Origin of the sequence: Pseudonocardia sp. MH-G8 (genome assembly GCF_002262885.1) — a bacterium.
Taxonomy (GTDB): domain Bacteria; phylum Actinomycetota; class Actinomycetes; order Mycobacteriales; family Pseudonocardiaceae; genus Pseudonocardia.
Map to the genome: position 1 here is coordinate 23,943 of NZ_NKYF01000035.1, position 14,563 is coordinate 38,505.

General features: G+C 74.6%; 17 protein-coding genes. 4 read left to right on the top strand and 13 right to left on the bottom strand.

Going from position 1 to position 14,563, the window contains the following annotated elements; genetic code table 11:
- Positions 1-5: 5 nt before the first annotated feature.
- Entirely contained in the window at positions 6-965 is a 960-nt protein-coding gene (locus CFP66_RS41770; RefSeq protein ID WP_233160160.1) for an NADP-dependent oxidoreductase, read from the top strand.
- A gap of 47 nt (positions 966-1,012) precedes the next feature.
- Here CFP66_RS41770 and CFP66_RS41775 read toward each other — a convergent pair whose 3' ends face one another.
- From CFP66_RS41775 to CFP66_RS41805, 8 genes are read right to left on the bottom strand one after another with little or no spacing between them, the layout of a single operon-like run.
- Complete coding sequence (locus CFP66_RS41775; RefSeq protein WP_094930911.1) at positions 1,013-1,453, bottom strand: type II toxin-antitoxin system VapC family toxin; 441 nt, start codon at positions 1,451-1,453, stop codon at positions 1,013-1,015.
- Positions 1,453-1,734 (bottom strand): toxin-antitoxin system HicB family antitoxin, encoded by a 282-nt coding sequence (locus CFP66_RS41780; RefSeq protein WP_094930912.1) that lies wholly within the window; start codon positions 1,732-1,734, stop codon positions 1,453-1,455. Before CFP66_RS41780 ends, CFP66_RS41775 begins: the two co-directional genes overlap by 1 nt.
- A 34-nt stretch (positions 1,735-1,768) precedes the next feature.
- Positions 1,769-2,956, bottom strand: coding sequence for a M20/M25/M40 family metallo-hydrolase (locus CFP66_RS48815; protein ID WP_198962034.1), 1,188 nt, complete (start codon positions 2,954-2,956; stop codon positions 1,769-1,771).
- A complete protein-coding gene (locus CFP66_RS48820; RefSeq protein ID WP_198962035.1) occupies positions 2,953-3,960 on the bottom strand; it encodes a ketopantoate reductase family protein in 1,008 nt (335 codons plus the stop codon). The genes CFP66_RS48815 and CFP66_RS48820 overlap by 4 nt, the downstream gene beginning before the upstream one ends.
- Positions 3,953-4,717, bottom strand: coding sequence for an SDR family NAD(P)-dependent oxidoreductase (locus CFP66_RS41790; protein WP_094930913.1), 765 nt, complete (start codon positions 4,715-4,717; stop codon positions 3,953-3,955). The genes CFP66_RS48820 and CFP66_RS41790 overlap by 8 nt, the downstream gene beginning before the upstream one ends.
- Complete coding sequence (locus tag CFP66_RS41795) at positions 4,714-6,024, bottom strand: MFS transporter (protein WP_094930914.1); 1,311 nt, start codon at positions 6,022-6,024, stop codon at positions 4,714-4,716. Before CFP66_RS41795 ends, CFP66_RS41790 begins: the two co-directional genes overlap by 4 nt.
- Entirely contained in the window at positions 6,021-6,932 is a 912-nt protein-coding gene (locus tag CFP66_RS41800; RefSeq protein ID WP_094930915.1) for a polysaccharide deacetylase, read from the bottom strand. The genes CFP66_RS41795 and CFP66_RS41800 overlap by 4 nt, the downstream gene beginning before the upstream one ends.
- Positions 6,929-7,936 (bottom strand): Lrp/AsnC family transcriptional regulator, encoded by a 1,008-nt coding sequence (locus CFP66_RS41805; protein WP_094930916.1) that lies wholly within the window; start codon positions 7,934-7,936, stop codon positions 6,929-6,931. Before CFP66_RS41805 ends, CFP66_RS41800 begins: the two co-directional genes overlap by 4 nt.
- 120 nt (positions 7,937-8,056) lie before the next feature.
- Between CFP66_RS41805 and CFP66_RS41810 the strand changes: the two genes are divergently transcribed.
- On the top strand, positions 8,057-8,869 hold the full coding sequence (locus CFP66_RS41810; protein ID WP_094930917.1) for an SDR family NAD(P)-dependent oxidoreductase: 813 nt from the start codon (positions 8,057-8,059) through the stop codon (positions 8,867-8,869).
- Between the two features lie 13 nt (positions 8,870-8,882).
- Here the strand turns inward: CFP66_RS41810 and nadC are convergent, their stop codons facing one another.
- Genes nadC through nadA form a run of 3 tightly spaced genes read right to left on the bottom strand, consistent with a single transcriptional unit; the run spans position 8,883 to position 12,321 of the window.
- Positions 8,883-9,743 (bottom strand): carboxylating nicotinate-nucleotide diphosphorylase, encoded by an 861-nt coding sequence (gene nadC / locus CFP66_RS41815; RefSeq protein WP_094930918.1) that lies wholly within the window; start codon positions 9,741-9,743, stop codon positions 8,883-8,885.
- The gene (locus CFP66_RS41820) at positions 9,740-11,329 is read right to left on the bottom strand and encodes an L-aspartate oxidase (protein WP_094930919.1); all 1,590 of its coding nucleotides are present in this window, start codon (positions 11,327-11,329) and stop codon (positions 9,740-9,742) included. The genes nadC and CFP66_RS41820 overlap by 4 nt, the downstream gene beginning before the upstream one ends.
- Positions 11,326-12,321: a quinolinate synthase NadA gene (gene nadA, locus CFP66_RS41825; RefSeq protein WP_094930920.1), complete on the bottom strand. Its 996-nt coding sequence runs from the start codon at positions 12,319-12,321 to the stop codon at positions 11,326-11,328. The genes CFP66_RS41820 and nadA overlap by 4 nt, the downstream gene beginning before the upstream one ends.
- Positions 12,322-12,475: 154 nt before the next feature.
- Between nadA and CFP66_RS41830 the strand changes: the two genes are divergently transcribed.
- Both CFP66_RS41830 and CFP66_RS41835 read left to right on the top strand, forming a co-directional pair.
- Positions 12,476-13,189, top strand: coding sequence for an NUDIX domain-containing protein (locus tag CFP66_RS41830; RefSeq protein WP_094930921.1), 714 nt, complete (start codon positions 12,476-12,478; stop codon positions 13,187-13,189).
- 29 nt (positions 13,190-13,218) lie between these two features.
- Positions 13,219-13,908: an LON peptidase substrate-binding domain-containing protein gene (locus CFP66_RS41835; RefSeq protein ID WP_094930922.1), complete on the top strand. Its 690-nt coding sequence runs from the start codon at positions 13,219-13,221 to the stop codon at positions 13,906-13,908.
- On the opposite strand, the gene CFP66_RS41840 is transcribed toward CFP66_RS41835, so the two are convergent.
- Positions 13,901-14,290, bottom strand: a complete 390-nt coding sequence (locus CFP66_RS41840; RefSeq protein ID WP_094930923.1) for a type II toxin-antitoxin system VapC family toxin — start codon at positions 14,288-14,290, stop codon at positions 13,901-13,903. The two genes, CFP66_RS41835 and CFP66_RS41840, sit on opposite strands and share 8 nt — an antisense overlap.
- A gap of 1 nt (position 14,291) precedes the next feature.
- Positions 14,292-14,561: a type II toxin-antitoxin system Phd/YefM family antitoxin gene (locus tag CFP66_RS41845; RefSeq protein WP_094930924.1), complete on the bottom strand. Its 270-nt coding sequence runs from the start codon at positions 14,559-14,561 to the stop codon at positions 14,292-14,294.
- Positions 14,562-14,563: the final 2 nt, after the last annotated feature.

Genomic DNA, 14,563 nt, shown 5'->3' on the forward strand with positions numbered 1-14,563 from the left:
CGATCATGAGTCGCGCCGCGCCGCTCGGGTACGCCGCCGGTATGAAGGCGATGGCGTACCGGCAGTACGGCGGCCCCGAGGTGCTCGAGCCGATGGAGCTCCCGGAGCCGAAGGTCGGCCCGGACTGGGTGCTGATCCGCGCGAAGGCGGCCTCGGTGAACCCGGTGGACCGGAAAGTCCGCCAGGGCGGGCTGGACGCGCTCATCCCGGCGCACTTCCCGGTGATCCCGGGCTGGGACGTGGCCGGGGTCGTCGAGCGGGTCGGGCCCGCGGTGACGGGCGTGCGACCGGGCGAGGAGGTCGTCGCCTACAACCGCCAGGACCACCTGCAGTGGGGCACCTACGCCGAGCTGGTGGCCGCGCCGCTGCGCACGGTGGGCCCGGCGCCGTCGGCGGCGACCTGGGAGCAGGCCGGGGCGCTCCCCCTGGTCGGCCTCACCGCCTACCAGGCGCTCGTCGAGAGGCTCGAGGTGCGGGCGGGCGAGACCGTGCTCGTGCACGCCGCGTCCGGCGGCGTCGGGCGGATGGCGGTGCAGATCGCGCGCGTGCTCGGCGCCGAGGTGATCGGGACGGCCGGCGAGCGCAACCACGAGCGGCTGCGCGAGCTGGGCGCCACTCCCGTGACCTACGGCGACGGGCTGGTCGACCGGGTACGGGCGCTGCGTCCCGACGGTGTGGACGCCGTGCTCGACCTCGCCGGCGCCCAGGCCCTCGACGACAGCCCCGAGCTGGTCGGGGACCGCTTCCGCATCACCTCGGTCGTCGATCCCCGTGTGCTCGAGCTGGGCGGGCAGTACCTGTTCGTACGACCCGACCGCGAGCACCTGACCCGGCTGGCCGAATGGGTGGACGAGGGGCACCTGCAGATCGACGTCGGGGCCACCCTGCCGCTCGCCGAGGCCGCGGAGGCCCACCGGATGCAGGAGGCGGGCGAGGTGCAGGGCAAGGTCGTGCTGACGATCTGACGGAGCCGGTCGCCGAGGCGCTCCGGTGATCCGGGCGGTCTCCCGGGTTACTCGACCGCCATCCCGAGGGCTTCGGCAGCGGCGGCCTGGCGGTGGTCCCGCGTCACGAGCACCACCGGTTCTCCCCCCGCCAGCTCGGCTGCCGTGGTGCGGGCGACGGCGAGGTGCAGGGCATCGAGGCTGCGCAGCGGGTGCTGCGCCACGAGTGCGGCGGCGAGCCCGAACACGGCCTCGGGCTGCATCCGCAGGAGCGCGATCGGGCCGTCCTCGCCGCAGTCGGCGTCGACCACCGCCAGCAGCGCGGCAGGGTCCGGCAGCCGGCCGCCCCGGTGGGCGGCGTGCGCAGCGCTCGCCAGCTCCACCCGCGTCAGCTCGCTCGTCACGACCGGATCGGATCCCTCGAGCAGCAGGGCGCGCAGCTCCTCGTGATCGGGCTCGTCGGGGAAGTAGCAACGCACCAGCGCCGAGGTGTCGGCATAGCGCAGCATCAGCGGGCGTCGCGGTCGGCGGCGAGCGCATCGCTCACCGGGCTTCCCAGCCCACGCTGGGCACCGAGCAGGTCGTGCCTGGCCGGCGTCGCGGCCGGCCGGGGCGGCAGGACCCGCAGGCCGGAACGGTCGATCCGACGCCGCAAGGACTGCGCGTCGTCCTCGACCGCGGCGGCGAGCACGCTGGCGACCAGGTCGTTCAAGGAGCGGTCCTGCTCGGCGGCACGCTCCTTGAGCCGACGGTGGAGGTCGTCGTCGATCCGCGCGATGAGCTGCTTCACGACGAAATGATAGCAACTTGTCGCCGATCTGCTATCACGGTCGGCCGAACGCCGCCACGACCCCGGCCGCCACCGCCGCCCGCTCCACCATCCCCTCGATGCTCACGTGTTCGTGCCGCGCGTGCGCCCCGCCGCCGACGGCGCCCAGGCCGTCCAGGACCGGCAGCCCGAGTGCGGCGGCGAAGTTGCCGTCGCTGGCGCCGCCGACCGCGGTCTCGGGCAGGTCCACGCCCAGCGGGGCGGCGGCCGCCCGCGCCAGGGCGTACACGGCCGCGATCGGGTCGCTGCGCTCCATCACCGGACGGTTCCAGCGACCCTCCACCCGGATCGCGGCGCGCGGGTCGTGCGGGCGCAGGCCGGCGAGCAGCGCGTCGATGCGGTCCTGCGCGGCCACCGACGGCACGCGCACGTCGATCCGCGCCTCGGCGGAACCCGCGACGACGTTCGGGCGGGTGCCCCCGCGCAGCACGCCGACGTTGACGGTGGTGCCCTCGGCGAGGTCGGTGGCGTCGTGCAGCGTGCGGACGGCGCGGGCGATCTCGTCGATCGCGCTCGCCCCGGCCGTCGGGTCCAGGCCGGCGTGCGACTCGAGCCCGTCGGCGTGCACGTCGAACAGGCCCACACCCTTGCGCGCGGTCTTCACCGCGCCGCCGTCGGCGCTCGCCTCGAACACGACCACGGCCGCGGCGCCCGCGCAGGCGGCCTCGATGTGCGGGCGGGAGAACGGGCTGCCGATCTCCTCGTCGCCGGTGAGCACCAGGCGCAGCGGCGGGTGCGGCAACCCCGCGTCGCGCAGGGCGCGGACCGCCCACACGGCCTGGACGAGCCCGGACTTCATGTCGAACACGCCCGGCCCGCGGATCACGTCGCCCTCGACCCGGACCGGCCGCTGCGCGAGGGTGCCCGCGCTCCAGACGGTGTCGTAGTGCGCCAGCAGGGCGAGCGTGCGGTCGCCGGTGCCGTCGTACTCGAGCACCACGACGTCGCCGCGCTCGTCCGACGGGTGGTGGGCGCGTCGCGCGGGCGCCCCGAGCCGCTCCCCCAGCCAGCCCTCCAGGTACGCGAGGCCGGCGGCGAGCAGGTCGAGGTCGTCGCTGGGCGTCTCTCGCTCGGCGTAGGCGACGAGATCGGCCACGAGATGGGCCCGCCGGGCGGCGAGCCACCGGTGCAGGGCCGCGACGTCGATGCCGTCGAGCACCGACGGGTCGGGCACGCCGCTCATCGCCGGGCCCCCGCGAGGTCGGCGATCCGCTGCTCGGACATCGCCGCGCCGGCCTCCAGCTCGCCGATCTGCCCCACCAGCCGCTCCAGGCCGGGGACGGCGATCCCGAGCCGGGCCGCGCGCTCGAGCACCGGGCCGTAGTGCGTGGGCACCTCGGTGGGCCGGTGCCGCACGGCGATGTCGCGCCAGATGCCGCTGCGGTCCTTGGCCTGCGTGCGCAACCAGGCGACGAGCGCGTCGGTGGCGGCGTCCTTCGCGGCCGCACCGTCGCCGGCGTACGGGAGCGGGTCGAAGGCGTCGAACGGCTCCAACACGATCCTCTCGGCCGCCGCGACGGCGTAGACCTCGGCGGCGAGCGCGTGCATGACACCGCGGTGCCGGTCGATCAGCTCGGCCATCGGGGCGTCGGCGAGCGCGGTGGCCACGAGCATCGCGCCGAACCCGAGCTTCGACCACAGGTAGCCCGACACGTTCGCCGTGGCCCGGGCCGGTCCCCACGCCTGCAGGTCGGCCACGACCTCGCGCACCCGCGCGGATTCCCGCCCGGAAAGCTCCCCGACGACGAGCGCGCCGAGGCCGCCGTCGCGGATCTCCCCCGGCCCGACGACGTCGGCGAACAGGTTGACGAACGCGCCCACGGTACGTTCGGCACCGACCCGGTCGGCGACGGCCTGCTCGTTGAGCCCGTTCTGCAGCGACACCACGAACCCGTCCGGGGCGAGCCGGGGCGCGATCCAGTCCAGCGCCCGGCCCGTGGCCTGCGCCTTCACCGCGAGCAGCACACACCCGACCCGCTGCGGGCCGGGCTCGTCGGGGGTGAGCGCGGCCGTCACGGGCACGGCGGTGCGCGCGTCACCGCGCCGCACCACCAGCCCGTGCGCGCGGACGGCCCGCACGTGCTCGGCGTCGGCGTCCACGACCGTGACCGCGTGCCCGGCGCGGGCCAGGTGATGGCCCAATGTGCCGCCGATGGCCCCGGCCCCGACGATCGTGTAGTCACTCATGCGCGCCCTCCTGCAGGACCGTGGTGGTGGGGTGGTGGATCGGCAGGGCGGTGGTGCCCGCCGTGGCGCCGCCGTCGACGCGCAGCACCGCTCCGGTGACGAACCGCGCGTCGTCGCCTGCGAGCCGGACGACGGCGGCGGCGATCTCGTCCGGCTGCCCGGGCCGCCCGAGCGGGTTGACCGCGACGGCGGCCGCGTACTCCTCGGTGACCGGGTTCACCGGGCTCGCCACCTCGACGAACCCGGGCGCCACGGCGTTGACCCGCACGCCCTGGGCGGCGAGCTCCACCGCGCACGCCTTCGTGGCCATCTCCAGCGCGGCCTTCGACGTGCAGTAGTGCGCGGCGCCCGGACGGGCGCGGATGGCCGCGCCGGAGCTGATGTTGACGACGGCGGCAGGGCGGTCCGCCGCGGCCAGCGCGACCGTCAGCAGCACCGGCGCCCGCACGTTGACCGCCTGCACCCGGTCCCACGCCGCCGCCGTCATCGCGGCGAGCGGGGTGGCCGGGTAGAGGCCCGCCGCGTTGACCAGCACGTCGACCGGGCCGGCGAGCGCCACGGCGCGGTCCACGACCTCGGCGCAGCCCGGGTCGGCCAGGTCGGCGACGAGCCCGCGGCCGCCGAGGCGGTCCATCACCGCGCCGAGCTCGGGCCCGCGGGCGTCGACCCCGGTGACGGTGTCGCCGCGCGCGGCGAACGCCTCCGCGACGGCCAGCCCGATGCCGCCGGCCGCACCGGTGACCAGGACGTGGCTCACTCCAGCACCTTCCCCTTCGTCTCCGGCATGGTCGCGTAGACGACCACTCCGATCAGCGCGGCGACCGCGACGTACAGCCACACGAAGCCGCTCAGCCCGTTGCTGCTCATCCACGTGAGGATGTACGGCGCGGTGCCGCCGAAGACCGCGACGGCGAGCGCGTACGGCAGCCCGATGCCGGTGCTGCGCACCTCGGCGGGGAACTGCTCGGCCATCACCACCGCGCAGTTGGCGGAGTACCCCGCGATCAGGGTGACGCCGATCAGCTCCACCAGCAGCAGCGTCCCGAACCCGCCGAGCGACAGCAGCTGGAACAGCGGCCACGCGAGGACGACGAACCCGATCGCGAACGCCAGCAGGGTGGGCTTGCGCCCGTACCGGTCCGACAGCAGCGCCACGAACGGCAACAGGCACAGGAAGTACGCGATCGCGATCGTGTTGGCCAGCAACGCCTGCTCGAGCGGGATGCCGATGGTCGTGCTGGCGTAGCCGGGCATGTAGCTGATCCACACGTAGTAGGTCAGCGTGCCCGCGATCGTGATGCCGACGACCCGCAGCGCCGCGACCGGGTGCTCGGTGAAGATCCCGATGATCGGGTGCTTGCCGCGGGTGCGGCCCTCGCCGCTGGCCCGCTGGAAGCTCTCGGTCTCCTCCACGCTCACCCGCAGCCACAGCCCGACCAGGCCGAGCAGGCCGCCGACGCCGAAGGCCACGCGCCAGCCCCAGGACTGCATCGCGGCGTCGCTGAGCGTCGAGGTGAGCACGAAGCCCATGAGCGACGCGATGAGCGCTCCCGCACCGACCGACACCTGCTGCCAGGAACCGGCGAAGGCCCGCCGCTTCGGCGCCGCCGACTCCACGAGGAACGACGAGGACGAGCCGAACTCGCCGCCGGCGGAGAAGCCCTGCACCAGCCGGGCCAGCAGCAGGATCACCGGGGCGGCGACGCCGATCGCGGCGTAGGTCGGCGTGATCGCGATGACGAACGCGGCGGCCGCCATCAGCCCGATCGTGAGCGTGAGGCCCTTCTTGCGACCGTGCCGGTCGGCGTAGGCGCCGAGCACCGCGCCGCCGATCGGGCGCATCACGAAGCCGACCGCGAACACGGCCAGTGTCGACAGCAGCGCGACCGTCTCGTCCCCGGGGGCGAAGAACTGGGAAGCGAAGATCGGCGCGAGGGTGGCGTAGACGGCCCAGTCCACCCACTCCACGGTGTTGCCGATGGCGCCGGCGACGATCGCCTTGCGCTGCTTCGGCGTGAGCCGGGTGCCGGCCTCGGACGTCGTGCCACTCGGCGTATCGGTCATGGTCGGTCCTCCTGGATCTCCGCGGCGGCCACCGCGGCGATCTCGGCGTGCGTGGCGAACCAGACGCCTCGGTAGCCGGACATGTGGGTGAGCAGGTCGCGCAGGACGACCAGCCGCGACCGGTGGCCGATGATGTGCGGGTGCAGGGTGAGCTGGAAGAGCCCGCCCTCGAGGTAGGCGGCGTCGAACTCGTCGCGCCAGATCTCGAACAGGCGCCGCGGCGGGGTGTAGGGCCGCAGCGCCCCGTAGCGCTCCATCATCAGGTACGGGGCGTCGTCGCGGATCCACTCGACCGGAAGCTCCACGATCCCGGTCCGGCGGCCGTCGGCGAGCAGCTCGTAGGGCTCGTCGTCGGCCATGAGCGACGAGTCGTAGCGCAGCCCGAGCTGCGCGATGATCTCGAGCGTGTGGTCGGAGAAGTCCCAGCTCGGTGTACGGATGCCGACCGGGCGGGTCCCGGAGAGCCGCTCGAGGGTCTCGATCGCGCGGCCGGTGAGGTCGAGCTCCTCGGCGCGCGACAACAGCATGTTCCGCTCGTGGATCCAGCCGTGCACGGCAAGCTCGTGCCCGCCGGCCACGTAGGACTCGACCTCTCCCGGGTGCAGCAGCGCCGACACGGCCGGCATGAAGAAGCTCGCCGGGACGCCGTGCTCGGCGAGCAGCGCGAGGATCTTCGGTGCGGCCACCCGGGACCCGTACTCACCCTGCGCGAGCTTGCCCGGCCGGGTCTCGCCGTCGCGCAGCGGGATCGTCTCGTGGTCGGAGTCGAAGGACAGCGCGACGGCGACGCGCGCCCCGCCCGGCCAGCTCTGCGGCACCAGCCGCTGCCCGGCGCGGACCCGCTCGACGTGACCCCGCCACGTCGGCTCGTCCCACTGCCACGGCTCGGGTGCATCCGGCTCGGTCATCCCTGTCGCTCCCTCGTCCCGTCGGCGCCGATGCGCACGTAGGCCCGCTTCAACGTGCGGGCCTGCAACGTCAGGTCGGCGGTGCGCACGCCGGGGAGCGCACCGACCGCCTCGGTCATGTAGTGGTAGAGATCCCCGTAGCCGGGCAGCACCCCGTGCAGGCACAGGTTGAACCGCCCCGTCGTCGCACTCACGTACTGCGTCGAGGGCTGCGCCGCCAGCCGCGCACCCACGTGCTCCAGCTCGCCGGGCTCGACGACCAGCCACTGCATGAACTCGACGTCCAGCCCGACCAGCGGGGTCTCGAACAGCGTGCGGAACCGCAGGCAGCCCCGGCGCACCAGCGACTCGACGCGCCGGGCCGCCGTGGACTCGCTCACCCCGACCGCGGCCGCCAGCTGCGCGTAGCTCGCCCGGCCGTCGACGCCGAGCATCCGGGCGATGGCGAACTCCTGCGGGGTGAGCCGCTCGGGCTCGCTCCACTCCCGGTGCCCGGTGCGCGCCCGGTCGGCGCGCAGCAGCGCCACGCCCTCCGGGGCCAGCAGCCCGGTGTCCCACTCCTCCACCGCGGAGAACTTCCGCACGACCACCATCGACTCGGTCTCGACGATGTCGTCGGGGCGGGGCAGCTCCTCCACGAGGACCCGGGTGACCTCGTGGTGGTCGCGGACCACGAACTCCGCGGCCAGGTCGGCGCTGCCGGTGACGACCGTGACGAAGCGCGTCTCCGGCAGGACCGCGAGCGCCTCGGCCACGCCGTTCGCCGTACCCGGCCGGCACCGCATGCGTACCTGCAGGGAGATCCCGAGCCCGCAGCGCAGGTGGTCCAGGACGCCCGTCACGCCGACGAGGCCGGAATCGAGGAGCTGCTGGCCCCGCCGGGCCACCGTCGACTCGGTGGCGTCGACAGCACGGGCGACCTGCGACCAGGACGCGCGGCCGTTCACCTGCAGCGCGGCGACGAGCTTCCGGTCCAGCTCGCTCAGCTTGGGCGTCTCCCCCACTGCGCCACTATCTGCTGCCGAATTCTCTCACGTCAAGGCCAGCTACTGGTGGATCTTCCCGGAAGGACGGTGGCAACAATCGGGTGTCGTCGGACGGCGCCCGCCTGCAAGGGTGGGCGCATGATCGTTCGCGGAACCGCGCACCCGCACGTCGCCGTGGTCACCGGCGCCAACCAGGGCATCGGGGCCGCCACGGCCCTCGCCCTCGCCCGCCGCGGCACTGCGGTGCTCGTGGCGTACTTCCGGCCGGGCGACGACGTGGGCCAACTCGAGGAGTACAACCGGCTGCGCCGCGGCGACGCCGCCGACGTGGTTACCGAGATCGAGCGCGCCGGGGGCCGCGCGCACGCGGTCGAGGCCGACCTGACCGACCCGGAGTCCCCGGCGCGGCTCTTCGACGCCGCCGAGGAGCGGCTCGGCCCGGTCGACGTGCTCGTCAACAACGCCAGCGGCTGGGTGCAGGACACCTTCCGAGGGGCGCAGGTCGACGGGTTCGGCCGCCCGATGCAGGCGGTCACCGCGCGGACCTTCCGGCAGCAGTTCGCCGTGGACGCGATGGCGCCCGCCCTGCTGATCGCGGAGTTCGCGCGGCGGCTGCGCGCCCGCGGCGGCACGTGGGGTCGCATCGTCGGGCTCACCTCCGGCGGGCAGCACGGCTTCCCCGACGAGGTGTCCTACGGCGCGGCCAAGGCGGCCCAGGAGAACTACACGATGTCGGCGTCGGTGGAGCTGGCCGACCTGGGCGTCACCGCCAACATCGTCTACCCGCCGGTGACCGACACGGGCTGGGTGAACGACGAGGTGCGCGCCGGCGTCGCGGCGAGCCGGGAGCTCACCCACGTGGCCACCCCGGAGGAGGTGGCCGAGGTGATCGCGTGGGTCGTGTCCGAGGAGGCACACCTGATGAACGGCAGCGTGCTGCGCCTCCGCTGACCCCCCGCCAGGTTCAGCCGGAGCGCAGGTCCAGGCCGAGGTCCAGGGCGCGGACCGAGTGCGTCAGCGCACCGATCGACAGGTAGTCCACCCCCGTCTCGGAGTAGGCCCGCGCGTTCACCAGCGCCAGCCCTCCGGACGACTCCAGCTGCGTGGGCCGGTTCCCCCGCCGCCGCACGGCCTCGCGGGTGCGCTCGACGTCGAAGTTGTCCAGCAGCACCAGCTCTGCGTCCAGGGCCAGCACCTCGTCGAGCTGCTCCAGGGTGTCCACCTCCACCTCGCACGGCAGGTCGGGGGCGTGCGCCCGGGCCGCGGCCAGCGCCGCGCCCACCGAACCGGCGGCGGCCACGTGGTTGTCCTTGATCAGGACGGCGTCGCCGAGGCCGAGCCGGTGGTTCACCCCGCCGCCGCAGCGCACGGCGTACTTCTCCAGCAGCCGCAGCCCGGGCAGCGTCTTGCGGGTGTCGCGGATCCGCGCGCCGGTGCCGGCCACCGCGTCCACCCAGTCGGCCGTGGCCGTGGCGACGCCGGAGAGGTGGCACAGCAGGTTCAGGGCCGTGCGCTCGGCGGTGAGCAGAGCCCGCACCGGGGCGCGGACGGTCAGCACCACGTCACCCGCGGCGAGGCGTTCGCCGTCGGCCCGGGCGTCGAGCACCTCGTAGCTGTCCACGACCTCGTCGAGTACGGCCCGCACGGCCGGGAGCCCGGCCAGCACGCCCGCCTCCCGGGTGGCGAACGCGGCCACGGCGACGGCGTCGGCCGGCACGGTGGCCGCCGTCGTCGCGTCGGGCCCGTAGCGCAGGTCCTCCTCCAGCGCCGTGGCGACGACGCGATCCAGGTCCGCGAGGTCCGGTTCCACGAATACCGAGGTCATGCCGCCACCGCCGTTCCGGTCCGCACCACCGGCTGCCCGGCGGCGTCGAGGGTCAGTTCCAGGCTCGCGCGCTGCCACACGTCGTCGCGCTCGGGGAAGTCGGTGCGCACGTGGCAGCCGCGGCTCTCGGTGCGGGTGCCGGCCGCCGCGAGCACGGCCTGCGCGAGCAGGGTGAGCGCGGCGTCCTCCACCCCGGCCCGGTCGGCCGGCACGCCCACCCCCGTCGCAGCCTCGATGCGGTCCGACGCCGCGGCAAGCCCGGCGGCGTCGCGACCGATCCCGGCGGCCGCCGTCATCGCCTGCTGCACGACCGCGCGCGGCGCCGACGCCACGGCGGGCGAAGCCACCAGGCACTCCTCCGCGGCGGGCCGTGGCGTGCGCGCGTCGGCCGCCACCGCCCGCGCCGCCCGGGCGCCGACGACGAGGCCTTCGAGCAGCGAGTTGGACGCCAGCCGGTTGGCGCCGTGCAGGCCGGTGCGCGCCACCTCACCCGCGGCGTAGAGGCCCGGTACGGCGGTGCGCCCGTGCAGGTCGGTGACGACCCCGCCGCACGAGTAGTGCGCGGCCGGGGTGACGGGGATCGGCGCACGGGCCGGATCGATCCCCGCGTCCCGGCAGGCCGCGTGGACGGTCGGGAACCGGCGTGCGAAATCGGGGAGCGCCGTGGCGTCCAGGTGCACGCAGTCGGCGCCGGTGGCGGCGAGCGTGCGGGTGATCGCGCCCGCCACGACGTCGCGCGGGGCGAGGTCGGCGAGCGGGTGCACGCCGGTCATGAACCGCCGCCCGGCGCGGTCGAGCAGCACCGCGCCCTCGCCGCGCACGGCCTCGGTGACGAGCGGCCGCCTGCCCACCGCGGGCCCGGTGTAGAGCACGGTGGGGTGGAACTGCACGAACTCCAGGTCCGCGGCAGTGGCGCCGGCGCGCAGCGCGAGCGCCAGCCCGTCGCCGGTGGCCGTCGCCGGGTTCGTCGTGCTCAGGTACAGCTGCCCGTACCCGCCGGTGGCCAGCAGCACGGCGGGCGCGCGCAGCACCCCCGGGCGGCCGGCGTCGTCGAGCACCGCGAGCCCGGTGACGGCGCCGCGCCCGTCCCGCAGCGCGTCGACGGCGACGTGGCCGGCGAGCAGCGGGAGCCGCCGGTCGGCCGCGGCCGACACGAGGGCGCGCTCCACCTCGGCGCCGGTGGCGTCACCGCCCGCGGGCACCACGCGGAACGCCGAGTGCCCGCCCTCGCGGGTGCGGGCCGGACGCCCGTCGGGCGCGGAGTCGAACACCGCGCCGCGCGCCCGCAGCCGGGCGAGAGCGGCCGGGCCGTCGGCGAGGATCTCCGCGACGGCGGCGGCGTCCGACAGCCCGGCCCCCGCGGTCACGGTGTCGGCGACGTGCGCCTCCACGCTGTCGCCCGGCACGTCCCCCAGCACGACGGCGATGCCGCCCTGGGCGAAGCCTGTGGAACCGGCGTCGACCGCGTCCTTGGTCACGACGACGACGCGCAGGCCGAGCTCGGCGGCGTCCAGCGCCGCGGTGAGCCCGGCGACCCCGGACCCGACGACGACGAGGTCCGCATCGGCCTCCCAGACGTGGTTCACTCCGCACCCCCCGGCTGCCCGATCTCGATCATCCGCTGGACGGCGGCGCGTCCGCGGGCGGCGAGCTCGGGGTCGACGTGCACCTCGTCGCGGCCTTCGCGCAACGCGCGCAGGAGCTTCTCCGGGGTGATCATCTTCATGTAGCGGCAGGACGCCCGGTCGTTCACCGCCCGGAAGTCGATCTCGGGTGCGGCCTTGCGCAGCTGGTGCAGCATGCCGACCTCGGTGGCCACGAGCACCGAGGAGGCGTGCGACTCCCGCGCCGCGTCGAGCATGCCCCCGGTCGAGAGGATCTTCACGCGGTCCGCCGGCACCGCGCCCGTCCCGGCCAGGTAGAGCGCCGAGGTGGCGCAGCCGCACTCCGGGTGGACGAACAGCTCGGCCTCCGGGTTCGCCTCGGCCTGCGCGGTGAGGGTGGCGCCGTTGATCCCGGCGTGCACGTGGCACTCCCCCGCCCAGACGTGCATGTTCTCCCGCTCCAGCACGCGGCGGACGTGCGCGCCGAGGAACTGGTCGGGCAGGAACAGCACCTCCTTCCCGGCCGGGACGGACGCCACCACCTCCACCGCGTTGGACGAGGTGCAGCAGATGTCGGTCTCGGCCTTCACCGCGGCGGTCGTGTTGACGTAGCTGACCACCACGGCCCCGGGGTGCTCGCTCTTCCAGGCCCGCAGCTGGTCCACCGTGATCGAGTCGGCCAGCGAGCAGCCCGCGGCGGCGTCCGGGATCAGCACCGTCTTGTCCGGGGCGAGGATCTTCGCGGTCTCGGCCATGAAGTGCACGCCGCAGAACACGATGGTCGACGCGGTGGACTCGGCCGCGATCCGCGACAGGGCCAGCGAGTCGCCCGTGTGGTCGGCGACGTCCTGGATCTCCGGCAGCTGGTAGTTGTGCGCCAGCAGCACCGCGTCGCGGCGCCGGGCCAGGGCGCGCACCTCGTCTGCCCACCCCGGTTCGAGCCGGGGCGCGGCGATCGTCGGACTTGCGGTCATGACCCCTCCTGGTTTTCGACTAGGAGTCGGAAACGAGGGCGATCGTAACAGCGGGACCTTCGCCGGGACCCCTCCTCGTGACCGGGGCCTCATCCCGGCGCAACCCGGCGTTCACCGCGTTCGCCACGGTGGTCGGCGCCCTACGATCCGTGACATGACGCGCCCGACCGAGCACGAGGTGCTGGCCGCGGTGCTCCAGATCCGGTGCGGCGCGCTGCAGGTGCTCGCCTGGCAGCGGGCCCGGCCGCCGGCCTCCGGCCGCTGGGCGCTCCCCGGCGGCCTGCTGGGCGACGACGAGGACGTCGAGCAGTCGGTGCGCCGCCACCTCACCGAGAAGGTCGACGTGCGCGGGGTCACCCACGTCGAGCAGATCGCGGTGTTCAGCCGGCCGGACCGGGTGCCCGACGCCCGCCGCGTCGCCACCGCGTTCCTCGGGCTCGTGCCCTCCGACGCCGACCCCGCGGTGCCCGCCGACACGACGTGGCGCCCCCTGGCGGCGCCCCCCGCCACCGCACTCGACCAGGCCGCGTTCGACCACGCCGCGATCGTCGACGACGCCCGCGGCAGGCTGCGCGCCAAGCTGTCCTACACCAACCTCGGGTTCGCACTGGCGCCTCGGGAGTTCACGATCTCCGCCCTGCGCGACCTCTACGCCGCCGCGCTGGGCCACCCGGTCTCGGCCACGAACCTGCAGCGCGTGCTCACGCGGCGCCGGGTGCTCGAACCCACCGGAGAGATGGCCCCGCCAGGGCCTGCGGGCGGCCGCCCCGCGGCCCTCTTCCGCTTCACCGAGCGCACCCTGCGCGTCACCGACGCGTTCGCCGTGCTCCGACCGCCCGGCGAAGGCCCACGCGGCGCCGTACCGTAGCCGCGCAAGCCGGAGCGAGACGGAGGCAGATGAACACGACCGAGACGCTTCCGCTGTTCCCGCTCGGAACGGTGCTGCTCCCCGGGGCCACGATGCCGCTGCACATCTTCGAGCCGCGCTACCGCCAGCTCACCCTCGACCTCGTCAACGGCATCGTGCCGGACCGGGAGTTCGGCGTCGTCGCCGTCCGCGAGGGGTTCGGCCCGGACGACGACGGCATCGCAGGCCTGCACGCGATCGGGTGCACCGCGCACCTGCGCGACGTGCACCAGCTGCCCGACGGGCGGTTCGACATCATCACGCGTGGCGCGCGCCGGTTCCGCCTCCTCGACCTGGACGAGGACTCGAAGCCCTACCTGGTGGGTGCGGTGGAGTTCCTGCCCGACGACGAACCCGCCGGCGCAACGCCCTCGGAGTTGACCGACGTCCTCGCCGCTGCCGCCCGGGCCGCCCACCGGCGCTACTGCCGCACCGCCTGGAAGAACGGCGACTGGACCGAGCCCGAGCCCGACGTCGAGCCGGGCAACCTGCCGCACGTGCTCGCCGCCGACTGCCTGCTCCCGGTCGGCGACCGCCAGCGACTGCTCGAGCAGACCTCGCCCGTGGAGCGGCTGCGGCTGGTGCGGATGCTGCTCGCCCGCGAGACCGGCCTGCTCGCCCAGCTGCGCGCCGTGCCCACGCCGATCACGACGTACGCAGTGGACCACAGCCTCAATTGACCGCGACCACCTCGACGAGGCGATCCATCCCCCGGAAGTCGTCGGGGTTGCGGGTGAGCACGGGGACGCGGAGAGCGGACGCGGTGGCGGCGATCTGCAGGTCCAGCCGGCGCGGCCGCGGGTTGCGACCGGAAGCGCGGACCAGGGTGGCCATCACGCCGTAGAGCTTCGCCTCCTCCACGCCGTACGGGAGGATTTCGAAGCGCTCCAGCACGTCGCGTAGCCGCTTCTGCCGGACCTCAGGATCCGGTCCGGAATCGGCGCCGAACGCCAGTTCCCCGACGCTCACAGCACTCACTACCAGGATCGAGTCCTGGTGGTCCCCCAGGTCGATGCGCTCCAAGTCGATCAGCACACAGGTGTCGGCGAGGGCGTAGACCACCTCAGTACTCGATACGGTCGTCGCCGAAGATCAGGTCGTCCGCCTCACGGTCGCGGCGCCACTGCTCCACGTCGATCGATGGCTGGGTCCGCAAGAACTCCTGCTGCTCCCGACCCGTGTACCGCCGCCGCTTCGGGTTGTCGGCACGCGGAACGAGGTCGGCGACGGGCTTGCCGTTCCGGGTGATGATGAAGGCCTCCCCCGCCTCGACCCGCCGCATGATCTCGGCGTTGTCGTTGCGGAGCTGACGCTGGCCGATGGTCTCGGGCATGC

Bases quoted from the DNA above. Each gene is read 5' to 3' on its own strand.
- nadC (WP_094930918.1), bottom strand. From the start codon at position 9,743: ATGACCTCGGTATTCGTGGAACCGGACCTCGCGGACCTGGATCGCGTC.
- CFP66_RS41810 (WP_094930917.1), top strand. From the start codon at position 8,057: ATGATCGTTCGCGGAACCGCGCACCCGCACGTCGCCGTGGTCACCGGC.
- CFP66_RS41830 (WP_094930921.1), top strand. From the start codon at position 12,476: ATGACGCGCCCGACCGAGCACGAGGTGCTGGCCGCGGTGCTCCAGATC.
- nadA (WP_094930920.1), bottom strand. From the start codon at position 12,321: ATGACCGCAAGTCCGACGATCGCCGCGCCCCGGCTCGAACCGGGGTGG.
- CFP66_RS41795 (WP_094930914.1), bottom strand. From the start codon at position 6,024: ATGACCGATACGCCGAGTGGCACGACGTCCGAGGCCGGCACCCGGCTC.
- CFP66_RS41800 (WP_094930915.1), bottom strand. From the start codon at position 6,932: ATGACCGAGCCGGATGCACCCGAGCCGTGGCAGTGGGACGAGCCGACG.
- CFP66_RS48820 (WP_198962035.1), bottom strand. From the start codon at position 3,960: ATGAGTGACTACACGATCGTCGGGGCCGGGGCCATCGGCGGCACATTG.
- CFP66_RS41775 (WP_094930911.1), bottom strand. From the start codon at position 1,453: ATGCTGCGCTATGCCGACACCTCGGCGCTGGTGCGTTGCTACTTCCCC.
- CFP66_RS41770 (WP_233160160.1), top strand. From the start codon at position 6: ATGAGTCGCGCCGCGCCGCTCGGGTACGCCGCCGGTATGAAGGCGATG.
- CFP66_RS48815 (WP_198962034.1), bottom strand. From the start codon at position 2,956: ATGAGCGGCGTGCCCGACCCGTCGGTGCTCGACGGCATCGACGTCGCG.
- CFP66_RS41845 (WP_094930924.1), bottom strand. From the start codon at position 14,561: ATGCCCGAGACCATCGGCCAGCGTCAGCTCCGCAACGACAACGCCGAG.
- CFP66_RS41835 (WP_094930922.1), top strand. From the start codon at position 13,219: ATGAACACGACCGAGACGCTTCCGCTGTTCCCGCTCGGAACGGTGCTG.